The organism is Pseudarthrobacter sp. MDT1-56 (assembly GCF_059383555.1).
In genome coordinates, this window is record NZ_JBWZCK010000018.1 from 1 (window position 1) to 18,327 (window position 18,327).

18 protein-coding genes and 1 pseudogene are annotated in these 18,327 nt (G+C 65.4%); 10 read left to right on the forward strand and 9 right to left on the reverse strand.

The window, feature by feature from the left end; genetic code table 11:
- A partial coding sequence (locus AC50YC_RS18660) for a phenylacetate--CoA ligase family protein (RefSeq protein ID WP_494954779.1) occupies positions 1-641 on the forward strand: 641 nt, incomplete at its 5' end.
- Positions 642-688: 47 nt separating this feature from the next.
- Here AC50YC_RS18660 and AC50YC_RS18665 read toward each other — a convergent pair.
- The 4 genes from AC50YC_RS18665 to AC50YC_RS18680 form a co-directional block, all read right to left on the reverse strand.
- Positions 689-1,321 carry a hypothetical protein gene (locus AC50YC_RS18665; RefSeq protein ID WP_494954780.1) on the reverse strand — a complete coding sequence of 211 codons (633 nt, stop codon included), beginning with the start codon at positions 1,319-1,321 and terminating at the stop codon, positions 689-691.
- Between the two features lie 54 nt (positions 1,322-1,375).
- Positions 1,376-2,074, reverse strand: coding sequence for a class F sortase (locus tag AC50YC_RS18670; RefSeq protein ID WP_494954781.1), 699 nt, complete (start codon positions 2,072-2,074; stop codon positions 1,376-1,378).
- Between the two features lie 24 nt (positions 2,075-2,098).
- Positions 2,099-2,869 carry a hypothetical protein gene (locus AC50YC_RS18675; protein ID WP_494954782.1) on the reverse strand — a complete coding sequence of 257 codons (771 nt, stop codon included), beginning with the start codon at positions 2,867-2,869 and terminating at the stop codon, positions 2,099-2,101.
- A 423-nt stretch (positions 2,870-3,292) separates the two neighbouring features.
- Entirely contained in the window at positions 3,293-3,499 is a 207-nt protein-coding gene (locus AC50YC_RS18680; protein WP_494954783.1) for a hypothetical protein, read from the reverse strand.
- Between the two features lie 149 nt (positions 3,500-3,648).
- On the opposite strand from AC50YC_RS18680, the gene AC50YC_RS18685 reads away from it, so the two are divergent.
- The 4 genes from AC50YC_RS18685 to AC50YC_RS18700 all read left to right on the forward strand — a co-directional run bounded on the left by AC50YC_RS18685 (position 3,649) and on the right by AC50YC_RS18700 (position 8,028).
- Positions 3,649-5,220, forward strand: a complete 1,572-nt coding sequence (locus AC50YC_RS18685; protein ID WP_494954784.1) for a sodium-dependent transporter — start codon at positions 3,649-3,651, stop codon at positions 5,218-5,220.
- The gene (locus AC50YC_RS18690) at positions 5,217-5,354 is read left to right on the forward strand and encodes a methionine/alanine import family NSS transporter small subunit (protein ID WP_494954785.1); all 138 of its coding nucleotides are present in this window, start codon (positions 5,217-5,219) and stop codon (positions 5,352-5,354) included. Before AC50YC_RS18685 ends, AC50YC_RS18690 begins: the two co-directional genes overlap by 4 nt.
- 771 nt (positions 5,355-6,125) lie before the next feature.
- Entirely contained in the window at positions 6,126-7,082 is a 957-nt protein-coding gene (locus AC50YC_RS18695) for a M20/M25/M40 family metallo-hydrolase (RefSeq protein ID WP_494954786.1), read from the forward strand.
- A gap of 169 nt (positions 7,083-7,251) precedes the next feature.
- Positions 7,252-8,028, forward strand: a complete 777-nt coding sequence (locus AC50YC_RS18700) for a type 1 glutamine amidotransferase domain-containing protein (protein WP_494954787.1) — start codon at positions 7,252-7,254, stop codon at positions 8,026-8,028.
- A gap of 119 nt (positions 8,029-8,147) precedes the next feature.
- On the opposite strand, the gene AC50YC_RS18705 is transcribed toward AC50YC_RS18700, so the two are convergent.
- Complete coding sequence (locus AC50YC_RS18705) at positions 8,148-8,675, reverse strand: DUF427 domain-containing protein (RefSeq protein ID WP_494954788.1); 528 nt, start codon at positions 8,673-8,675, stop codon at positions 8,148-8,150.
- 175 nt (positions 8,676-8,850) lie between these two features.
- Here AC50YC_RS18705 and AC50YC_RS18710 point away from each other — a divergent pair, with 175 nt between their 5' ends.
- On the forward strand, positions 8,851-9,282 hold the full coding sequence (locus AC50YC_RS18710; protein WP_494954789.1) for a hypothetical protein: 432 nt from the start codon (positions 8,851-8,853) through the stop codon (positions 9,280-9,282).
- A 98-nt stretch (positions 9,283-9,380) separates the two neighbouring features.
- On the opposite strand, the gene ligD is transcribed toward AC50YC_RS18710, so the two are convergent.
- Both ligD and AC50YC_RS18720 read right to left on the reverse strand, forming a co-directional pair.
- Complete coding sequence (gene ligD, locus AC50YC_RS18715) at positions 9,381-10,625, reverse strand: non-homologous end-joining DNA ligase (RefSeq protein ID WP_494954790.1); 1,245 nt, start codon at positions 10,623-10,625, stop codon at positions 9,381-9,383.
- On the reverse strand, positions 10,626-11,792 hold the full coding sequence (locus AC50YC_RS18720) for a cytochrome P450 (RefSeq protein WP_494954791.1): 1,167 nt from the start codon (positions 11,790-11,792) through the stop codon (positions 10,626-10,628).
- 157 nt (positions 11,793-11,949) lie between these two features.
- On the opposite strand from AC50YC_RS18720, the pseudogene AC50YC_RS18725 reads away from it, so the two are divergent.
- The 4 genes and pseudogenes from AC50YC_RS18725 to AC50YC_RS18740 all read left to right on the forward strand — a co-directional run.
- Positions 11,950-12,510, forward strand: a pseudogene (locus AC50YC_RS18725) (thiolase family protein); the annotation flags it as partial.
- 113 nt (positions 12,511-12,623) lie between these two features.
- Positions 12,624-13,103, forward strand: a complete 480-nt coding sequence (locus AC50YC_RS18730) for a GNAT family N-acetyltransferase (RefSeq protein WP_494954792.1) — start codon at positions 12,624-12,626, stop codon at positions 13,101-13,103.
- A 58-nt stretch (positions 13,104-13,161) separates the two neighbouring features.
- Positions 13,162-14,100, forward strand: a complete 939-nt coding sequence (locus AC50YC_RS18735) for a 5'-3' exonuclease (protein WP_494954793.1) — start codon at positions 13,162-13,164, stop codon at positions 14,098-14,100.
- Between the two features lie 191 nt (positions 14,101-14,291).
- Positions 14,292-15,761, forward strand: a complete 1,470-nt coding sequence (locus AC50YC_RS18740; protein ID WP_494954794.1) for an APC family permease — start codon at positions 14,292-14,294, stop codon at positions 15,759-15,761.
- Between the two features lie 75 nt (positions 15,762-15,836).
- Here the strand turns inward: AC50YC_RS18740 and AC50YC_RS18745 are convergent, their stop codons facing one another.
- Complete coding sequence (locus AC50YC_RS18745) at positions 15,837-16,964, reverse strand: serine hydrolase domain-containing protein (protein ID WP_494954795.1); 1,128 nt, start codon at positions 16,962-16,964, stop codon at positions 15,837-15,839.
- Between the two features lie 255 nt (positions 16,965-17,219).
- Complete coding sequence (locus tag AC50YC_RS18750; RefSeq protein ID WP_494954796.1) at positions 17,220-18,323, reverse strand: baeRF11 domain-containing protein; 1,104 nt, start codon at positions 18,321-18,323, stop codon at positions 17,220-17,222.
- Positions 18,324-18,327 lie beyond the last annotated feature (4 nt).

Sequence of the window (18,327 nt, forward strand, 5' to 3'; positions counted from 1 at the left end):
AAGTGCTCAGCCCGCACACCGCCTCCGAACTGGAGGCCGCCTGGGGGAGTGCCCCTTTCGACGTCTACGCCGCCACCGAAACGGCAGGGATCGCCTCCCCCTGCACCCACCGGAACCGGCACGTCTACGAGGACCTGCTGATCATCGAACCCGTGGACCCGAACGGAAAGCCCGTGCCGCCGGGAACAACCGGGGCCAAGCTCCTCGTCACCGTCCTGTTCTCCCGCACCCTTCCACTGATCCGATATGAGATGTCCGACACCGTGAGACTGGGCGGACGGGGCTGCCCCTGCGGGCGCTCGTTCACGATTCTGGAGGACATCGAAGGGCGCATCGAAGACGTCCTGCAGCTGCCCGGCAAAGCAGGCAGTGTAAGTGTCCATCCGATTGTGTTCCACCATGTTCTGGACCAGGCCGCCGCCTCGGGGTGGCAGGTCATTCAGGAGGCCTTAGGACTGCGGGTCCTTATGGCGGGCCTCGCATCCGGAGCCTCCACAGAGGGAGTCCGCGCCGCCATAACTGGCGCACTCAACGCCGCCGGGGTCACGCCCGTCCGGGTCGATGTGCAGCTGGTTGAACATGTTGAACGGACAGCCCTGGGAAAAGCCCCGTTCGTGCGCAGATCAACGGGCGCCCGCTGACGCGTAACCTCCCGCGGCGCCTGCGTTGGTGAGCAGGTGAGGGTGGGTCAGTGGTGTTCGACCCAGCAGGCGAGGATGGTGGTGGAAAGCTGATACGCCAGGGCGTTCCGGCTGATGCTCTCCGGTCCCAAGGTTGCCGGCAAATCGGTGGCATCGACCTGAAGGACGAAGCTGTCCTTCTGGAACACGGCTGACCCATCAGTGGTTTCATAGGCCGGGAACCCTAGGTTGGCGAGGCCTTCGATGTGTTTGGCGTCCTTCGCCAGGGCCTGCATTGCGTCGAAGTACGTCAGTGCCGACACCTGATCCTTCGCTTCCCTGACGGAGATTTCCAAGGCTCCCTCTGTGAGGTGGTAGGTACAGGTGAATGTGCTGTCGGCCCAGTTAGTGACCGTGTGCGGTTTGGAGTCCAGGTCCAAGATGGAGGTGAGCCTGTCCATCGGCTGGTCGCCGCACACCATCAGGGCCGCGTCGCTGGGACCTTCGGCTTGGGGCGCGCCCGGGGATGAGGAAGACCCGTGGCTGTGACCGCCGGCGTGCCCTGCTTCGGTGGCAGCTGAGGACGACGGGGGAACGACTGCGGAGTTGCCCTGACCGACGGATCCGACGGCTGCTGCGCAGCCGGACAGCAGTAGAGACGTGGCGGCCAGCGCCGCCAGGGCGTGCATTCGGTGTTTCATGTCCAGTCCATTCGCGCCGTTTTGCCGCTGCCGGTAGGAGCGGGATCAAGTGGTTCAAACTTTGAGTTTTGCGTAGATGACGTAGTTGTCATCGAAGAGCCCGGTGGCGGGGTCGTAACCGTCGCACGTGATGAGCCGGAGCTCAGCTCCGGGGGTGTTGCCGTAGACCTCAAGGGTGGGGAAGTTGTTTTTGCTGTACCGGGCGCCGTGGTCAACGGTGAACACCGCCGTGGTGCCGTCGGCCCGGGAGACGTTGACATCGGTCCCCGGTGTGAGTTTGCGGAGGTCAGCGAAAACTCCGGTGGCACCGCCGAGTGCGTTGACGTGGCCCAGCATTACGGAGGGTCCGCGTTCCCCGGGGGTGGGGGAGCCGTTGTACCAGCTGGCTGGCGCGCCGCTGCCGGTGGGTGGTACATCCAGGGAGCCGTTCTCCCGAAGTCCAAGTTTCAGGAGGTCGGTCCGCACGCCGATCGACGGGATCGTCAAGGTCACCGGCTCGGATCGGGGCAACACCGCGGGCTCTGCCACGGAGGTCGCGGCAGCCGGGCTCGAGGGGGGAGCTGCCGGCACGGCGGACCTCGGTGCGGCGGTGGTGGCCGCCGCGGAGGTTACGGCGGAAGCTGAAGGTGGGGAGCCGGCGTCGGGCGTTCCGTTGCTTCCTGCACCGCAGCCGGCGAGAGTCAGCAGGAGCAGAACCCCGGCCGCCATGGCGGCACGGAGGCCCCCGTGGCGGCCGGGATTCTTGGTTCTCACAGTAGTGATCCAGTCAGCCGGCGCTTAGGCTGCTGCGCTGGCGGTGCGGCGGCGGACGACGTAGGCTCCGCCGGCGAGGGCGATCAGGGCGAGGCCGCCGCCGACGGCGAGGGCGCCGGTATCGGTGCCGGTTTCCTGGGTGACGCCGGTGTCAGCGCCGCCGACCGGCATGGTCATCTGGCCCGCCTTCAGGGTCCCGCAGAGTGCGGGGGAGGTGGCGGCCAGCGGAAGAGTCGGTGCAAGGTCGCTCTTGGCGGCCTGTCCGGCTGCGCTGAGGGTGGCGGGGTCCAGGCCGTGGACAACGACCACCGCCGTGCCGGCGTCCAGAGCCGCCTTGGTCTCGGCGTTCAGTTCGAACGTGCGGTCAACGGTATAAGACGCGCCCTGGCCGCCGACCTTCAGGTCAAGGCCGGCTGCGGGGCTAGTGTCGCCGCTGGTGGACAAGGTTGTGACGATTCCGCCGTAGAACGGGGCGCCTTCGGTGGTGGAGATGACCTGGTCACCGTCCTTATCGGCAGAGGGCGCCGGGCACGTGCCCTCGGCTCCGCCGTGGATGTGCTGAACGTGCGGGTACGGGGCGTCCATGAAGGTCGCGGGCATGCCCGAAACCTTCAGAACAACGTGGGCCTGGTTGCCCGTGACATCGACCGTGACGGTACCGGAGCCTGCGCTGCCGTTGACCTGGCCCAGAGTGGACTGGTAGGAATTGTCCGCTGCCATCGCGGGAGAACCTGAAACGGCCAGGGCGGCCAAGGCCAAGGTGGGGACCGCCATAAGGCGAAGGGTCTTCTTCATTGAATAAATCTCCTCATACACGCGCGTGTGATATTTGCGCCCCGGAAGGGGCCAGTGGTACTTCGGACCACTCCTGGGAATGGATGGGTGACAACGTGGTCCATCCCTCATGCTTTTGGCAGGCCACCGGCGGTCAGTACGCTGCTGCCAGGGCCGAGGGAAGCTCGGCCAGCGCGGTGACTGTGAAGTCAGGGGCGCGAAAGTAGTCGGGATAGCTTCCCCCAGCTCTGTTCAGCCATGCGGTTCGCAGGCCCGCTCGGGCGGCGCCGTGGATGTCCCATGGAGGACGGCGACCAGCACCATGTCGGCGGGGGCGGCCCCCCAGGCGGCGGCATATTCGTAGGCTGCCCGTGGCGTTCATGAGTCTCTCCTCATTGCTACAGGGGCGATTGTCAGAGGGGCGGCCGGTGCTGCGGCTTTTGGCTACGTGGGGAATGCTGTGTGGCGTCCGGCAATAGCGAACAAGATCGCGATGGCGGCAAGCCCCACCAAGACGATTGGCAGGACAAGCCCGTCGAAGTTGCTGATCACCACAGCGCCGGCCACGCCCGCGGCGAAGATGGCGAGGTTGAACGCTACGCCGAGCATTGAGTTGGCGACGTCGGCCGGCGAAAAGACCGGGTCTTCCATGAAACGAAAGGTAAAAGTAAAGTCGCGGCATAGCCAGTGAATCGGACTTCCACCTTCATCCGAGAGCGAGCCCACATGGACCGGCCAGAAAAGCGCGGCGTCCAGCGCCGCAGCATTAACCCAACAACGGTCGTGCAGGGCGTGTCGGGATGAGCAGCCCGTCATCTTCCCGCCCCGCACCAGTGCAGCGCGAGACATTTTCCACGCGCAGGCTGTTTATCCTGTCGGCCATCGGTTCAGCCGTGGGGCTGGGCAACATCTGGCGCTTTCCGTACATCGCCTATGACAACGGCGGCGGCGCCTTCCTGATCCCGTACCTCGTGGCGCTGCTGACGGCAGGCATCCCACTGCTGTTCCTAGACTATGCCGTGGGGCACAAATTCCGCGGATCCGCCCCGCTTGCCTACCGTCGGCTCCACCGGGCGGCCGAGCCGCTGGGGTGGTGGCAGGTGCTGGTCTGCTTCGTCATCGCAGCCTACTATGCGGTGATTATCGCGTGGTCCCTGATGTACACCATCTTTTCCTTCACCGAAGCGTGGGGGGACGACGCCGAGGGCTACTTCTTCGGGACTTTCCTCAACGTCTCCGAGGCGCCGGGAGTTGGCTTCAATTACGTGCCGTCCGTCTTCTTCCCGCTGCTGTTGATCTGGATCGTGGTCATCTTCATCATGGTGGCCGGAATCCGCAAAGGAATCTCACGCGCCAATTCAATCCTGCTCCCGTTGCTGATGGTGATGTTCTTGCTGCTGGTGATCCAATCGCTGTTCCTGCCAGGTGCAGCAGAAGGCCTCAACGCCTTCTTCACCCCCGACTGGGCCGCTTTGGCAGATCCGTCAGTGTGGGCTGCGGCCTACGGGCATATCTTCTTTTCGCTCTCGGTCGGCTACGGCATCATGGTCACCTACTCCTCCTACCTGAAGCGCAGGACCGACCTGACCGGTTCGGGCATGGTGGTCGCCTTTTCCAATTCGGGATTCGAGATCCTGGCCGGCATCGGCGTGTTCGCCGCATTGGGGTTCATGGCCCAGGCCGCCGGAACCGGTGTCAACGATGTTGTCACCCAAGGCATCGGGCTGGCGTTCGTAGCGTTCCCCACCATTGTTTCCCAGGCGCCGCTCGGGGCCCTTATGGGGGTGCTGTTCTTTGGATCATTGGTTTTCGCGGGGGTTACATCGCTGATCTCGGTCCTGGAGGTCATCGTGGCGGCGGTGCAGGACAAGCTGGCCTGGGGGCGGGTCAAGGCTTCAGTAGTGGTCAGCGGGCTGGTCGCGGCCGTGTCGCTGGCACTCTTCCCGACGGCAACGGGCCTATACCTCCTGGACACCTCCGATGCTTTCGTCAACAGCTTCGGCATCACGCTCGGGGCGCTGGTGACCGTGGTGGTGCTGGCATGGTTCCTGCGTAAGCTCCCGATGCTGTCAGCCCACCTCAACCGCACTTCGACGGTCAAGATGCGCCGGGCGTGGATGGTGCTGGTGGCCGGTGTGGTGCCCCTTGCGCTGATCTACCTGGTGTCCAACGAATTCATCAGCAAGATCTCCACCACCTATGAGGGCTATCCCGAGTGGTTTGTGGGCCTGTTCGGCTGGGGCATGGCGGGCGGGCTCGTGGTCCTGGCGCTGGCATTGACGTTCATCCCATGGAGTCGCAAGTCCAAGGCCCACCATGACCCGGAGTATCAATCCATGGTGGACGAGGAAGACGAGGAGACCGCACGATGACAACCATCGCAATTACCATGATGATCATTGCCATCCTCACAGTGTGGGGCGGCCTGGCGCTTGCGTTGCTCAACCTCAAGCGCCACCCCGAGGATGAGGGCGCGCTGCCCGAGGAGCACGCACCGGAGCTTTGACCGGGCCGGCGGGCGAGACTGCGAGCCCTTCCGTGTCAGGAGTCGCCTTCTCGAGACCTGTACTTCCGCGTGGGCCAGTGCAGACGACTTTCTTCTCGAAGTACGACAGCTCCTCTGCACGTTGCTCTTAGATCAGCCGGGCCAGACCCGTTCACCTAGGACCTGGGAGGCGAGAGATGTCCGGGGCACCATTGATAACCCATATGAGTATCATTGCCGCGATCATTACTAGGACGAGGCCGACGCCCAGGATGATTAAGGGAGCATTTCCACGGTTCCAGAAGCATGGTTCGCGTTGTGGTGACATCGGGGGCACCTCACTGTTCGGGGCTTGGGCCGGCGGATCGACTGGTCACGCCGACCTCGTGTTCGCGGCTTCCTCAGTTCGAACAACAGTGGGCTCGCCGACTGTGTCCGCCTTAGGGATCGCCTGTGGAATTACTGGGCGGAACGCTTAGAGATCCGGGGCGCTCACGGAGCGGGGTCGTACTCGGGCGACACTCCGCGCCCACCGTGCGTGGCTCTGTCCCTGTCGAAGCCACACGGAACAGGGCCACATCATCTTAAGTTTGATGCCGATGGACCAGGGCCGCTAGTAGGTCTGCTCCGTTCCGCCCCCGAACCTTTCTCGGCAGCGGCTGAGGCACTATGGTTCTGGGCATGGGGGTGCCAAACACGATGAACATCCGCGCAAAGACAGCAACCGCGGTCGCTGCTGCTGTGGCTTCGATCGGTTTTTTAGTGGGATGTACGGCTCCGCAGCCGGGTTTTGTGACGCCGGGACCGGGGGCCGGCCCTGTGCTGGAACGCGCCGTCGGCGCGGACGCCCGCGCGGTGCTGGAGGCCTTCACGGACCGCGGCATGGTGAACCACCTTGAAGCGCTGCAGCGCGTCGCTGATGACAATGATGGCAACCGCGCGTCCGGCACGTCCGGATACGAGCGCTCTGCACGGTATGTCGAGGAGCAGCTGCGCGCCGCGGGATACACCCCGGTCCGGCAGGAGTTTAGCTACCGGCGCGATGGCGAGCTGGTGAAGACCTTCAACATACTCGCCGATACGGAGGGCAGCGCCGAGAGCACCATTGTCGTGGGAGGCCATCTGGACTCCGTGCAGAAGGGCCCGGGAATTAATGACAATGGCAGCGGCGTCGCGGCGGTCCTGGAAACCGCCCGGTGGATGAAGGAGAGCGGGATCAAGCCGGTGAACCGGGTCCGGTTCGCGTTCTGGGGCGCCGAAGAGGATGACCTCGATGGCTCCCGGCACTACGTTGAGGAGCTGAGCGCGGCCGAAGTCCGCAGGACAGCGCTCTACTTGAATGTGGACATGGCGGCCTCGCCGAACGGCGTGAGGTCGATCCACGACTGCGACGGTTCCGATTTCGGGCAGGCAGGCCCCGATGGCTCCCAGGAGATCGAGGACGTCTTTTTCCGGTTCTTCGAGGAGAACTCACTGCCGGCGGAGACCACGGGCTTTGAGGGCGGATCCGATTACAAACCGTTCGTGAAGGCAGGCATTCCAAGCGGGGGGCTGTTCAGCGGCGACGTGGAGTCCAAGACCAGAGCCCAGGCACAGGCTTTCGGCGGCGTGGCTGGCAAGGACCTTGATTCCTGCTACCACAGGGCGTGCGACACCATCAGCAACATCAACCCGGAACTGCTCAAGGAAATGTCCGGCGCCCTCGCCTACGCCACCGTGTCCTTCGCCATGGCTGCACCCGCCCCGTAATTCCGCATAATCCAGTGCAGACGACTTCTGAAACTGACAATTCTGACCGGTGGGGGAGCGTCCCACCGGGGGTGTCCCAGTTCCAAGGAACTGGGACGCCTCTCAAACGGGGAGGGCGGAGCTGAATTGGGCTGGGCGTAGGGTGGAAGATAAACGAAAGGAACACTTCATGAAGAAAATCCTCATGGTACTGACCAGCGTTTCCGAGATCGGCGCTACCGGAGAGAAGACCGGCTACAACGTGGCCGAAGCTGCACATCCCTGGAAGGTCTTCAAGGATTCCGGGCATTTCGTCGACTTTGCTTCCATCCAGGGTGGCCAGCCCCCGCGCGACGAGGTGAACACGGAAGATCCCATCCAGGTCGCCTTCACAGAGGACGAGACCACGCGCGCCGGCCTCTACAACACTGCCCGTGTCGACGTCGTTGATCCCGACCAGTACGACGCTGTCTACCTCGTGGGCGGCCACGGCACCATGTGGGACTTCCCGGACAGCAAAGGCTTGCAGAAATTGGTGGCCAGCGTCTACAACGCCGGCGGCCTGGTGGGTGCGGTCTGCCACGGACCGGCCGGCCTGTTGAACGTGGAATTGGAGAACGGGTTCCGCCTCGTCGAGGGCCGGAAAGTGGCCGCCTTCACCAACGACGAGGAGGTTGCCGCCGGGAAGGACAAGGTCATCCCGTTCTTCTTGGCAGACCGACTTGAGGAACAGGGCGCCACCCACGTCTCCGCTGATGTCTTTGAGGAGAAGGTCGTGGTTGACGAGCGGCTGGTGACCGGCCAGAACCCGGCCTCAGCCGCCGGCGTGGCCAAGGAGATGGAGAAGCTCTTCGCAGAGGTCATCCACCAGGAAAAAGCCGAGGAACAGCACGAGGCGGATGCTCTGCGCGCCGAGAAGGATGCTGAGAAAGACGCCAAGAAGGCTGCCGCAGAAGCGGAGCACTAACACCAACAGCGCACTGAAACTGACGGCCACCCCGACGACGGGGTGGCCGTCAGTTGTCGTACGTGCGCCGTGCTACCACCACTTCCGGGGTCATGGCGCCAGCAGCTGCCACAGTGTGCTCACCACCCGGCCGTGCCCGGGCCGCCCTTGAACGGACCAACGATCTGCCTGGTGATCCAACCGCCGTAGAAGTTACCTTCCTGGAATGTCACCTGCTCGCCGTTGACTTCGCAGGAGTCCATATGACCCGGGTAGAGGGCCACCCGGGTGCTGAGCGCCTCGAACCCCCGGGTGGGTTCCGGGTAGGTCCACCCGGCACGGGGAGCGACGACTCCACCGGCAACGACGTCGAAGTAGTGCGCTTCTCCCTTGAACTCGCAGAAGCTGGTGCCCTCGACCGGGACGAGTACACCGGGAGGGAATGCGTCCAATGGCAAGTAGTAGACAGGCGGATGACTCGTCTCCAGGACGCGCAGGGCATCGGTGGTGTCGGCAATGACCTGGCCGCCAAGCCGCACGATGACCCGTTCGGATCGCGGTTCGACCCTTGGCGGCCGCGGGTAGTCCCACACCGATTCCTGACCGGCCTTGGGTTTGATGGGGTGGGGACGCTGGAAGAAGCCGGAAAGACCGTGAGCAGGAGTCATACCCACATGGTGCCATCTTCTGCTGGGATGCCACTGTGAACGTCGGGGCGGTTCCGGACGGCCTGTTGCGGTGGGCTCTAATTCGCCAACCGGGATTTTCCCGGCACGAACACGTGGATCTGATTTCCGTCGTCCTTGACGAGCGCGTCCTGCTCCGGCTGCGGAGCCTCATCCCATGCTATTGATAGATCCGCCGGTATCCAGAGCCGGGGACGACGGCCTCGATCGCAGCCTCTATCTCACGGTGATCAACACCGGCGCCGTGAAGCGCAAGAAGCGGCACGCCGCGACCGTGCTCGACGTAATGAATCAGGACGTCGTTGATCCGTTGCTCCATCCCAACATCGTGTTGGAAAGGAGTGGCAGCGACGACGGGTACTTCATGGCGGTCATGAACCCCCGCAATCTGGAGGAGGGGGACGTGGCGTCGCAATGCACGTTACTCAGCGTGGGAAACGACGCCGCGCAGAACCGGGTCATCTTCAACCAGTCGGTCTATCCGAACCCAGTGCCAGGCTTCCCCAGCCGCCAAGCAGCGAAATCGTGGATGGCCACCGAGCATTGCGCGCAGCTCAAGGCCCTGATGCTGAGCCTGAAGTACTCTTAGCGGTCCTCTCGAGGGACGATACCGCTGCTGCCACTGAGGGGGCGTTCAAGGACTACGTGCGACGTCGGCAACGACCTGCTCGATCTGGCCAGGTGTTGTCACGACCCAGGGCGCCCCGGCCACTCCTTGCCCGCCCATGGGTCGTAGTCGGCGATGAGGTCCTCCTGCGGCGGACGGTTCTTTTCGGGGACGTGCTGCAGGTTCACCCGCACCCGGTACCAGAGCGAACTCGATCCGCGCATTCCGTCAACGAGTACGTCGGCGGGATGCAGGGCCGGGACGAGGTCCGCATGCCGCCTTTTCCATTCGTCGAGCGCCGCGAGCGCCTCGTGCTTGGTCTTTGCACGTGCCACCTCGATAAGCGGCATCACCGACTGCCGGCGGCCCGAGCCGTCGCCGCCGCGCGGCGGCCTTTCGGCGGGGCCGAGCTCGGCAGCCAAGGTGATGAGTCCGTCCAGTGGCCCCACTGCGTCGTCGATGCCGGCGTGGGGGTCGCCCATCACGGCGAAGCGCTCGAGCACCGTGGGCACCGTGAACTGTGCCGGCCGGATGGAGGTGACCTCGTCCCAGGTGAGCGGAGTCGAGACCCGGGCGTCGGGCAGGGGCCGGATTGAGTACGCCGATGCCACGGTGCGGTCCTTGGCGTTCTGGTTAAAGTCGACGAACACACTCTCGCCGCGCTCCTCCTTCCACCACCGCGCGGTGGCGAGACCCGGAGCGCGGTTCTCGACCTCGCGGGCGAGAGTCTCGGCGGCGAGCCGCACCTCGCGGTACGACCACTGGGGCGCAACGCGCACCAGGATGTGGAGTCCCCGCGACCCGCTCGTCTTCGGCCACCCCACCAGTCCCGCGTCGTCGAGCACCTCCCGCACGACGTAGGCGACGTCGACGATCTGCGACCAGTCGACCCCCGGCATCGGGTCGAGGTCGACCCGGAGCTCGTCGGGGTGCTCAAGGTCCTCGGCGCGCACGGGGTGCGGGTTGAGGTCCAGGCAGCCAAGATTCACGACCCACGCCAACCCTGCAGCATCCCGGATGACGGCCTCTTCGGCTGATGTTCCCGACGCGTAGTGCAGCGTCGCCGTGTCGATGAACTCGGGGTGGTTTTCAGGCACGCGCTTCTGAAAGAACGGCTCAGCGTCGATCCCCTTCGGGAAGCGCTTGAGCACCATGGGCCGTCCGCCGGCGCCCCGCAGCGCACCATCAGCGACAACGAGGTAGTAACGAACCAGGTCGAGCTTGGTCAGCCCGGGCTCGGGAAACACCACCTTGTCCGGGCTCGAGATGCGAACCTCGGTGCCGGCAACGTCGAGGATCTCGACCGGGGCCTTCGACGGGTTCATTCAGGCCGCGTTCCAGCTGGCCGGGAGCGACTTCACACCGTAGACGATGGTGCTGTCCATCCACTCGAGGCGAGATCCCGGGGCGAGGGTCAGTCCGGGCAGCCGGGTCAGGGTTGCCTCCAGTGCGATCCTTGCTTCGAGTCTTGCAAGAGGGGCACCAAGGCAGAAGTGAATGCCGTGGCCAAACGCCAGATGCCGGATCTGACCGCGGTCGATGTCAAATTGGGCAGGACGCTCGAACTGTCTCTCGTCGCGGTTCGCGGAACCGATCCACGCCACCACCGGGGCACCTGCCGGAATCTCAACGTCGCCCAGGGTGGTGTCGGCTACCGCCACCCGGTACATGGACTGCACGGGCGACCGAAAGCGGAGCACCTCTTCGATGGCCTGGGGGAGCAGTGCTGGCTCCTTCACGATCCGCTCGATGGTGCCGGGCACTTCGGTGAAGCAAAGAACCGCGTTGCCAATCAGATTGGTGGTTGTTTCATTGCCGGCGACGAGCAGCAGGGCGCAGAAGCCCAGCAGTTCGGCCACGTTCAGCTTCTGCCCGTCAATCTCGGCGGCGAGCAGGTTGCTGATCAAATCATTGCCGGGCCGGCCCCGTCGCTGTTCGATCAGGTCCAGGAAGTACTGGGTCATCGCCTGGTTGGTGGCCTGGTGGTTCGCCGTCGCCGCACCTGTCCGGGTTTGGCTCACAATCACATCGGACCACTGTTTGAAGCGGTCACGGTCAGTTGCGGGTATGCCCATGAGTTCCGAGATCACGATGACCGGCAGCGGGTACGCCAACTCCTGGATCAGGTCCGCCGTTCCGCGGGAGGCGATGCCCTCCAGAAGCTCGTCGGTGAGCTGGAAGATGCGGGGAGCAAGCGCGTCTACTGCTTTCGGCGTAAATGCCTGGGTCACCAGGGAGCGCAATTGCCGATGCCGCGGGGGGTCAGTGGTGATGAGGCTCGACGCGAACAGCTGACCGGTCTCGGACGGATCGTCGCCGCCCATCCGGGAGGAAAATCTGGTGTGTTCGGACAACACCCGCTGCACGTCGTCGTACCGGAAGACATGCCAACTCCCCGATTGCTCGTCGTGAAAGACGGGTGCGGCTTCCCGCATTCTCTCGTAATGGGGAAACGGATCCAACGGATGCTCAGTGGCCGGGGCGAAGTCCATGGCTGGCCTCTCTGCTCAGCCCGGCGATCTATCGGTCTGGCCGAACCGCCGGGGCGTCGGGTCGATAGACCGTGGGACCCTGATTTTAGCCGGAGCCCGCTCCGTATGTCAGTAGACAAGTGTGGTGGGGAAGCCACTTCGCACGCGAGGCCACCGAGCGGCTCCGGGAGAAGTACGGGATCACCCGGCAGGCGGGTCCTCGGCGGAGAAACTCGCCGGGCTCAAGACCGTGTTCCGGACCGGGGACGGTACCGTCACCGCCGGGAACGCCTCCCCGCTCTCGGACGGCGCGTCCGCGGCCTGGCTCGGCTCCGAGAACGCCGCCGGCATCCTGGGCCTGGAACCCCTGGCCCGGATCGCGGGCCGCGGCGCGCACGCCAACGACCCCCAGTACTTCGGCTACGCCCCGGTCGAGTCCGCGAACAAGGCGCTCGCCAAGGCCGGGATCGGCTGGGACCAAGTCGGCGCCGTCGAACTCAACGAGGCCTTCGCCGCGCAGTCCCTGGCCTGCATCAACGCCTGGGGCATCGATGCCTCGATCGTGAACCGGCACGGCGGCGCGATCGCCATGGGCCACCCCCTGGGCGCCTCCGGCGGCCGCATCCTCGGCACCCTGGCCCGGTCCCTGCAGGCCTCCGGTGAACGCTGGGGCGTCGCCGCGATCTGCACCGGCGTCGGCCAGGGCCTCGCCATCGTCCTCGAAAACGTCACCGGCTGAGCTGGTTGCCCCGGGAGATCCCAAGAACACGGCTGAGGATTCCAGGGACCCGAGCCGGTTCGCAGCGGACGCCAGGGTGGACGCCGGCCCATTGCGCCCAGCATGATGAAGCGGTGACTTCTGATGACCCCATCAACGCCGGGACGCCGCGCCGGGCGACTCCGGCCGATGCGGCGACTGTTGCCCGAATGCTCCACGATTTCAACACCGAGTTCGAGACGCCCACGCCGAGCATCGACGAGCTGACGCCGCGGCTGGCCCGGTTGTTGACGGGCGAGGACGTCGTGGTGCTGCTGGTCGGCGAACCGGCCGGCGGAGTTGCGGTGCTGAGCTTCCGGCTCAATGTCTGGTACCAGGGGCCGGTCGCGATCCTGGACGAACTGTACGTTCGTCCGAACCGGCGCAGCCAGCGTCTGGGCAGCGCGCTGCTCGCCGCCGCCTGCGAGCTGGTCCGCGACCGCGGCGGCGATTTGATCGAAATCAACGTCGACGGCGAGGACCTCGAGGCACGCCGGTTCTACGAGGCACGCGGTTTCTCCAACACCGAGCCCAACGGCACAGAGCCGATGCTGTACTACTACCAGGAGCTCTGAACGGCCGCCCGGGCACGAGCCGGGTTCTCAGGGCGGGTCTTCCGTGTCAGGATCAGTTATGCCCCACCGCCTAATGCTGCTCGACACCGCGTCGCTGTACTTCCGCGCCTTCTACGGCGTTCCCGATTCGATCCGCCGCGCCGACGGCACCCCGGTGAACGCCGTTCGCGGCCTGCTGGACATGATCGCCCGGCTCACCACCGACTACGATGCGACGCATCTCGTGGCGTGCTGGGACGACGACTGGCGCCCGCAATGGCGGGTCGATCTCATCCCGAGCTACAAGTCGCACCGGGTCGCGGAGGTGGTCGCGGGTAGCCCCGACGTCGAGGTCGTGCCGGACGCGCTCGAGGCGCAGATCCCAATGATCCGCCGGGTGCTTGACCTCGCCGGCATCGCCGTCGTGGGGGCCGCCGGACATGAGGCCGACGACGTCGTCGGCACCTACGCCAGCCACGCTCAGCTTCCCGTCGACGTCGTAACCGGCGACCGCGACCTCTTCCAGGTCGTCGACGACGCCCGCCAGGTGCGGGTGATCTACACCGCGCGCGGCATGAAAAACCTCGAAACCCTCACCGACGCGGTCGTCGTCGACAAGTACCGTGTGCTTCCCAGGCAGTATGCCGACTATGCGACGCTCCGTGGCGACACCTCCGACGGGCTGCCGGGCGTCGCCGGCATCGGCGAGAAGACCGCTGCGTCGCTGCTTGGCGAGTACGGCACGCTCGACGGGCTGCTCGCTGCGGCGGCCGATGAGGGCAGCGGGCTGTCCGCCTCCATGCGGTCGAAGCTGGCAGCGGCCGCGGACTACCTCGCGGTCGCGCCCGCCGTCGTGAACGTCGTGCGCGACCTTGAGCTGCCGACGCTTGAGCAGGCGGGCGCTGAACTGCATCCCGTCGTCGGGGATTCGCGCGCTGAACTCGAGACTCTCGCCACCGAGTGGAACCTCGGCGGCTCGGCCAGGCGGCTCCTCGAGGCGCTCGACCGGCGTCGCTGACGGGAAGCTGTCCTCCTGAATCGCAGCGACGGAACGGGTGTTCTTGGGCGGTCCCGGCGTCACTCCGCGGCACCTCTCATTTGACTGTTGCCAAAGCGCCGCGGGAAGGCCAAGGTGAAGTAGATCACGTCGAGATCGGGACTCCGGCCGCGGTTTAGCGGGGAGCCGCGTACCTGCTGTGGAGGTCAACCATGAGCACAACCGAAGGCAAAGTGTTCGACGCAACTCCCGAAGGTGACGAACCGGAACTCAAGCGGGTCCTGGGACCCAAGCTCCTGCTCTTGTTCATCGTCGGTGACATCCTCGGCGCCGGTGTGTACGCGGTCACCGGAACCATGGCCGGCACGGTCGGCGGCCTCGTTTGGCTGCCGTTCCTGCTCGCGTTCATCGTCGCGACGCTGACCGCCTTCTCCTACCTTGAGCTGGTCACGCAGTACCCCCAGGCGGCCGGTGCAGCGCTGTACACCCACAAGGCGTTCGGTATCCACTTCGTGACCTTCCTGGTTGCATTCGCCGTCGTTTGCTCCGGCATCACGAGTGCCTCGACATCCGCGAACGTACTCGCCCAGAACCTCTTTGGGGGCTTTGAGGTCAACGGCTGGATGGGCATGCCCGGACAGGGAGCGATCACCGCCGTCGCGATGGGCTTCATGTTGCTGCTGGCGGCGATCAACCTGCGGGGCGTGGGGGAGAGCGTGAAGTTCAACGTGGTCCTTACGCTGATTGAGATGACCGCCCTGTGCATCGTGATCGGCGTTGGTTTCTACGTGATGGCCCAAGGGAACGGGAACCTCGCCGAGATCACTGTCTTCACCGACTCCCAGGACAAGGGGTTGTTCCTGGCAGTCACCGCGGCCACCTCTATCGCGTTCTTCGCAATGGTCGGCTTCGAGGACTCGGTGAACATGGTCGAGGAAACCCAGAATCCCGAGCGGATCTTTCCCCGGACCATGCTGACCGGTCTGGGCATCGCGGTGATCCTCTACATGCTGGTGGCCGTGTCCGTGGTTACCGTGCTCTCGCCCACCGAACTCGAAGGGATCAGGGAGGCCGAGGGCGCCGCGCTCCTCGAAGTGGTGGGCAAGGGCTCACCGGACTTCCCGATCGACCAGGTTTTTCCATTTCTCGCGGTCTTCGCAGTCGCCAACACCGCATTGATCAACATGTTGATGGCCAGCCGCCTGATCTACGGCATGGCCCGCCAGGACGTCCTGCCGCGACCGCTGGGAAAGGTCCTTCCGGGGCGCCGTACGCCGTGGGCCGGGATCGTTTTCTCGACCGCCCTCGCGCTGGGGCTTATCTGGTACGTCACCAGTGACCCGGACAGCAACGTCGTCGCGAACCTCTCCGGCACGACGGCGTTCCTGCTGCTGTGCGTCTTCACCGTGGTGAATGTGGCCTGCCTCGTGCTCCGCGGCAAGAGGGACCTCAACCGCGAGGTGTTCTTCACCTCGCCCGGGCAGCTGCCACTCGTCGCGGCACTGCTGTGTGCCTTCCTCGCCGGTCCGTGGGTCGGCCGACCCGTCGTTCAATACCAGATCGCCGGTGGTCTGATGGCGATCGGCGTCGTGCTCTGGTTCATCACGTGGTTGATCACCAGGCGGACCAACACCGGGCCGGGCAAACCTGTCGGCATCCAGAACGTCGGCAAGGACGGGTAGCTGCCACAGCTCGATCCGCCGCGCCGACGGCACCCCGGTGATGGGCGTCCGTGCGGCATCGGGTGCTGACGCCGCTTACGGCCACGATGCAGAGGCCAGGAGCGCAAAGAGCGGTTCGAAATCGTACATGCTGGTGCTGTTGCTCATGACCACGATGCCGAGACCGCGGCCGGGGTAGAGGCGCATAACGTTCCAGAAGCCCGCGCCGGCGCCGAAATGCTCCACCCACTGCCCTGGGTCCTTCGTCGGCCGGCGAAACCAGCCGGTTCCGTGGTCGAACGGCCTGCCTGCCTGGTCAATGGTGCGCATGTTCCGGGCCGATTCGGGGGAGAGGACCCGGGCTCCGTCGATCTCGCCGTCGCGAAGGTGCAAACGAAGGAACCGGCCCGCATTCAGGACGTCACCCACCAGGCCGCCGTAAGCGGGGCCGTCCACGTAAAAGGGGTTAAGGGACAGGCACGGCCCGTGGCGGTCCCCGGCGACCCCGCGGGGCAGCAGGCCGCGCAGCAGGGGGTCCACGATCCGCGGCGCCTTGACGTAACCGGTCGCCTTCACTGCGCCCTCCTGGTAGCGGAACCCGGTGTGTCCCATGCCCGCAGGTCCCAGGACGGACCGGTGGACATACGCCTCGAACGGCATCCCGGACGCGGCGGCGATGACCTGTCCGGCGGCAAGGTAGCCGACGTTGGAGTACCTGGCGCCGTGCCCGGCCGGATACCGGTAGGCGCGGCGCCTGCCCATCAGACGGCGGAGCAGGGCCCCGGGGTCCGGCGGATCCACGCCGGCCGGGTGCACCCAGCGAATGGGCAGCGGGTTGCCGAAGCCGGCGGTGTGGTTGAGCAACTGGCCCACGCTCGGCGTCGTCGTCCCGGGCGCCCGCAGGTAATCTACGTACTCGTCGACCGGGGCGTTCACATCGAGGCGGCCTTCGTCAACGAGCCGGCACGCAGCCGTCGCGGTCACGATCTTGGACATGGAAAACCACAGATACGACGTCGAGGCTGTTGCAGGCGTCTGTGCTGAGCGGTTGGCGAGACCGTACCCGGCGGCGAGGAGCACACGATCGCGATTCACCACGGTCAGGGAGAGGCCCGGGACGCCGCCCCGGCGCATCATCGTGGTGACGGCCTCCGTGACGCCGCGGGGTGGCCTGCCCGCCGCGATACTTTCGCCCGGCGGACCCTGGCCGGTGCCGTCACTCACCACGGCTCATCCTTTTCGCCCCCCGGCCAGCGAACGTGCCGGGTCACTAGTCGACATGCTACGAGATGCTCCGCCCGAGGCCAATGGGCGGTGGTTCCAGGCTGCCGTCCCAGGGGGTATACCTCGCAGCAGCCCTTTGGGTTCTGGCGTTCGAAGGGCGCGACGGGTTTCGGCACCCGCATCCTGATCGAGCTCGCCCAGGGTTTCACTCCGGTCCCGGCCGCCGGCACCGCCCCTCAGACCGGGTAGTACGACTTAGATGGTGTAGCGAAGAATTCCGGCGGCCTGTACATTCTCCGGCATATCGGATCGTCGCACCGCGAGGACGCGGGCACCCGACCCGAGCGCCCGCCGGGCAATTTCCTCGATCGCGTCCTGGCCCGTCTCCGAATCCAGGCTGAGCACGCCATCGTCTCCCACGGAACCCTTGACCTCTGCATCCATGTCCACGACGAGCGTAGCCACCGCACCGAAGGCAGCCGCCCGTGCCAGATCGCTGAGGTCCGTCGAGGCACGACCGTTGGTGCGGCGCTCCTCAAATGTCGTTTGCAGCGCAACAAGATCGGCCGCGTAGATCCGGTCGAGCACACCGCGCGCCGCGTCCGCCAACTGGGCCGAGGTCAGCTCGTCGGGGTTCCCCTCGATGACCTCTGAAGCGAGGTGTGCGTATCCCGCGACATTGCGGTAGATGCTCCTGAGCGGCTCCGTCGCAGCGATAACCAGCGGTAACGACTGACCGTTCAACAGCGGACGAAGCGCGTGGTCGACGGCCCGGGCGTACTGGGTCAGCCGCACCTTGCGTCCCTCGTCGCCCTGCAGCCGCCCGGCGGGGGCATGGCCGCCGATCGAGTCTAGCCCAACGGCACTCGAGGCATCACTGGGCATGCCCGGCACAGTGACTTCTTCGGCAGGCCGTTCGGCCGAGACTTCCACCAGGCGGGCCCCGTTCTGGGAGATCGCAAGCACGAGCGCCGCGTTCGGGAAGGTCAAGGCCCGCAGGAGCGGGGTTATTGCGAAGCGGTCAGTCACGCTCACGTGGTCTTCGAGCTCGTTGGGCAAACGGAACTCAAGAACCGATAACGGTGTCGCGAAGATGGCCAGGCTCCGCCCCATGTCAAACCAGAACTCCGGGGCTCCCAGCAGCTCGTTGAGAAACGTTTCTATCGCGGCGACCGGTTCTTTGCCTCCCACCTCACGGAGCTGATCGATGGCGGAACCGAACAAAACACGCGCCCTGGTCTGGTTCTGCTCCGAATCGGCCGGGACGCTGCTCGTCGATAAATACACCGTGACGCTGTGGGGATCGCGTGCGGCCGCCAGACGTTCCACGTCGTATCGGGTCGGCATATCAATGTGCATGGGG

Excerpts from the sequence above, each read along its gene's own strand:
- AC50YC_RS18665 (WP_494954780.1), bottom strand. The coding sequence starts at position 1,321 with ATGAAACACCGAATGCACGCCCTGGCGGCGCTGGCCGCCACGTCTCTA.
- AC50YC_RS18675 (WP_494954782.1), bottom strand. The coding sequence starts at position 2,869 with ATGAAGAAGACCCTTCGCCTTATGGCGGTCCCCACCTTGGCCTTGGCC.
- AC50YC_RS18680 (WP_494954783.1), bottom strand. The coding sequence starts at position 3,499 with ATGGAAGACCCGGTCTTTTCGCCGGCCGACGTCGCCAACTCAATGCTC.
- AC50YC_RS18685 (WP_494954784.1), top strand. The coding sequence starts at position 3,649 with ATGAGCAGCCCGTCATCTTCCCGCCCCGCACCAGTGCAGCGCGAGACA.
- AC50YC_RS18690 (WP_494954785.1), top strand. The coding sequence starts at position 5,217 with ATGACAACCATCGCAATTACCATGATGATCATTGCCATCCTCACAGTG.
- AC50YC_RS18700 (WP_494954787.1), top strand. The coding sequence starts at position 7,252 with ATGAAGAAAATCCTCATGGTACTGACCAGCGTTTCCGAGATCGGCGCT.
- AC50YC_RS18705 (WP_494954788.1), bottom strand. The coding sequence starts at position 8,675 with ATGACTCCTGCTCACGGTCTTTCCGGCTTCTTCCAGCGTCCCCACCCC.
- AC50YC_RS18710 (WP_494954789.1), top strand. The coding sequence starts at position 8,851 with ATGCTATTGATAGATCCGCCGGTATCCAGAGCCGGGGACGACGGCCTC.
- ligD (WP_494954790.1), bottom strand. The coding sequence starts at position 10,625 with ATGAACCCGTCGAAGGCCCCGGTCGAGATCCTCGACGTTGCCGGCACC.
- AC50YC_RS18720 (WP_494954791.1), bottom strand. The coding sequence starts at position 11,792 with ATGGACTTCGCCCCGGCCACTGAGCATCCGTTGGATCCGTTTCCCCAT.
- AC50YC_RS18735 (WP_494954793.1), top strand. The coding sequence starts at position 13,162 with ATGCCCCACCGCCTAATGCTGCTCGACACCGCGTCGCTGTACTTCCGC.
- AC50YC_RS18740 (WP_494954794.1), top strand. The coding sequence starts at position 14,292 with ATGAGCACAACCGAAGGCAAAGTGTTCGACGCAACTCCCGAAGGTGAC.
- AC50YC_RS18750 (WP_494954796.1), bottom strand. The coding sequence starts at position 18,323 with ATGCACATTGATATGCCGACCCGATACGACGTGGAACGTCTGGCGGCC.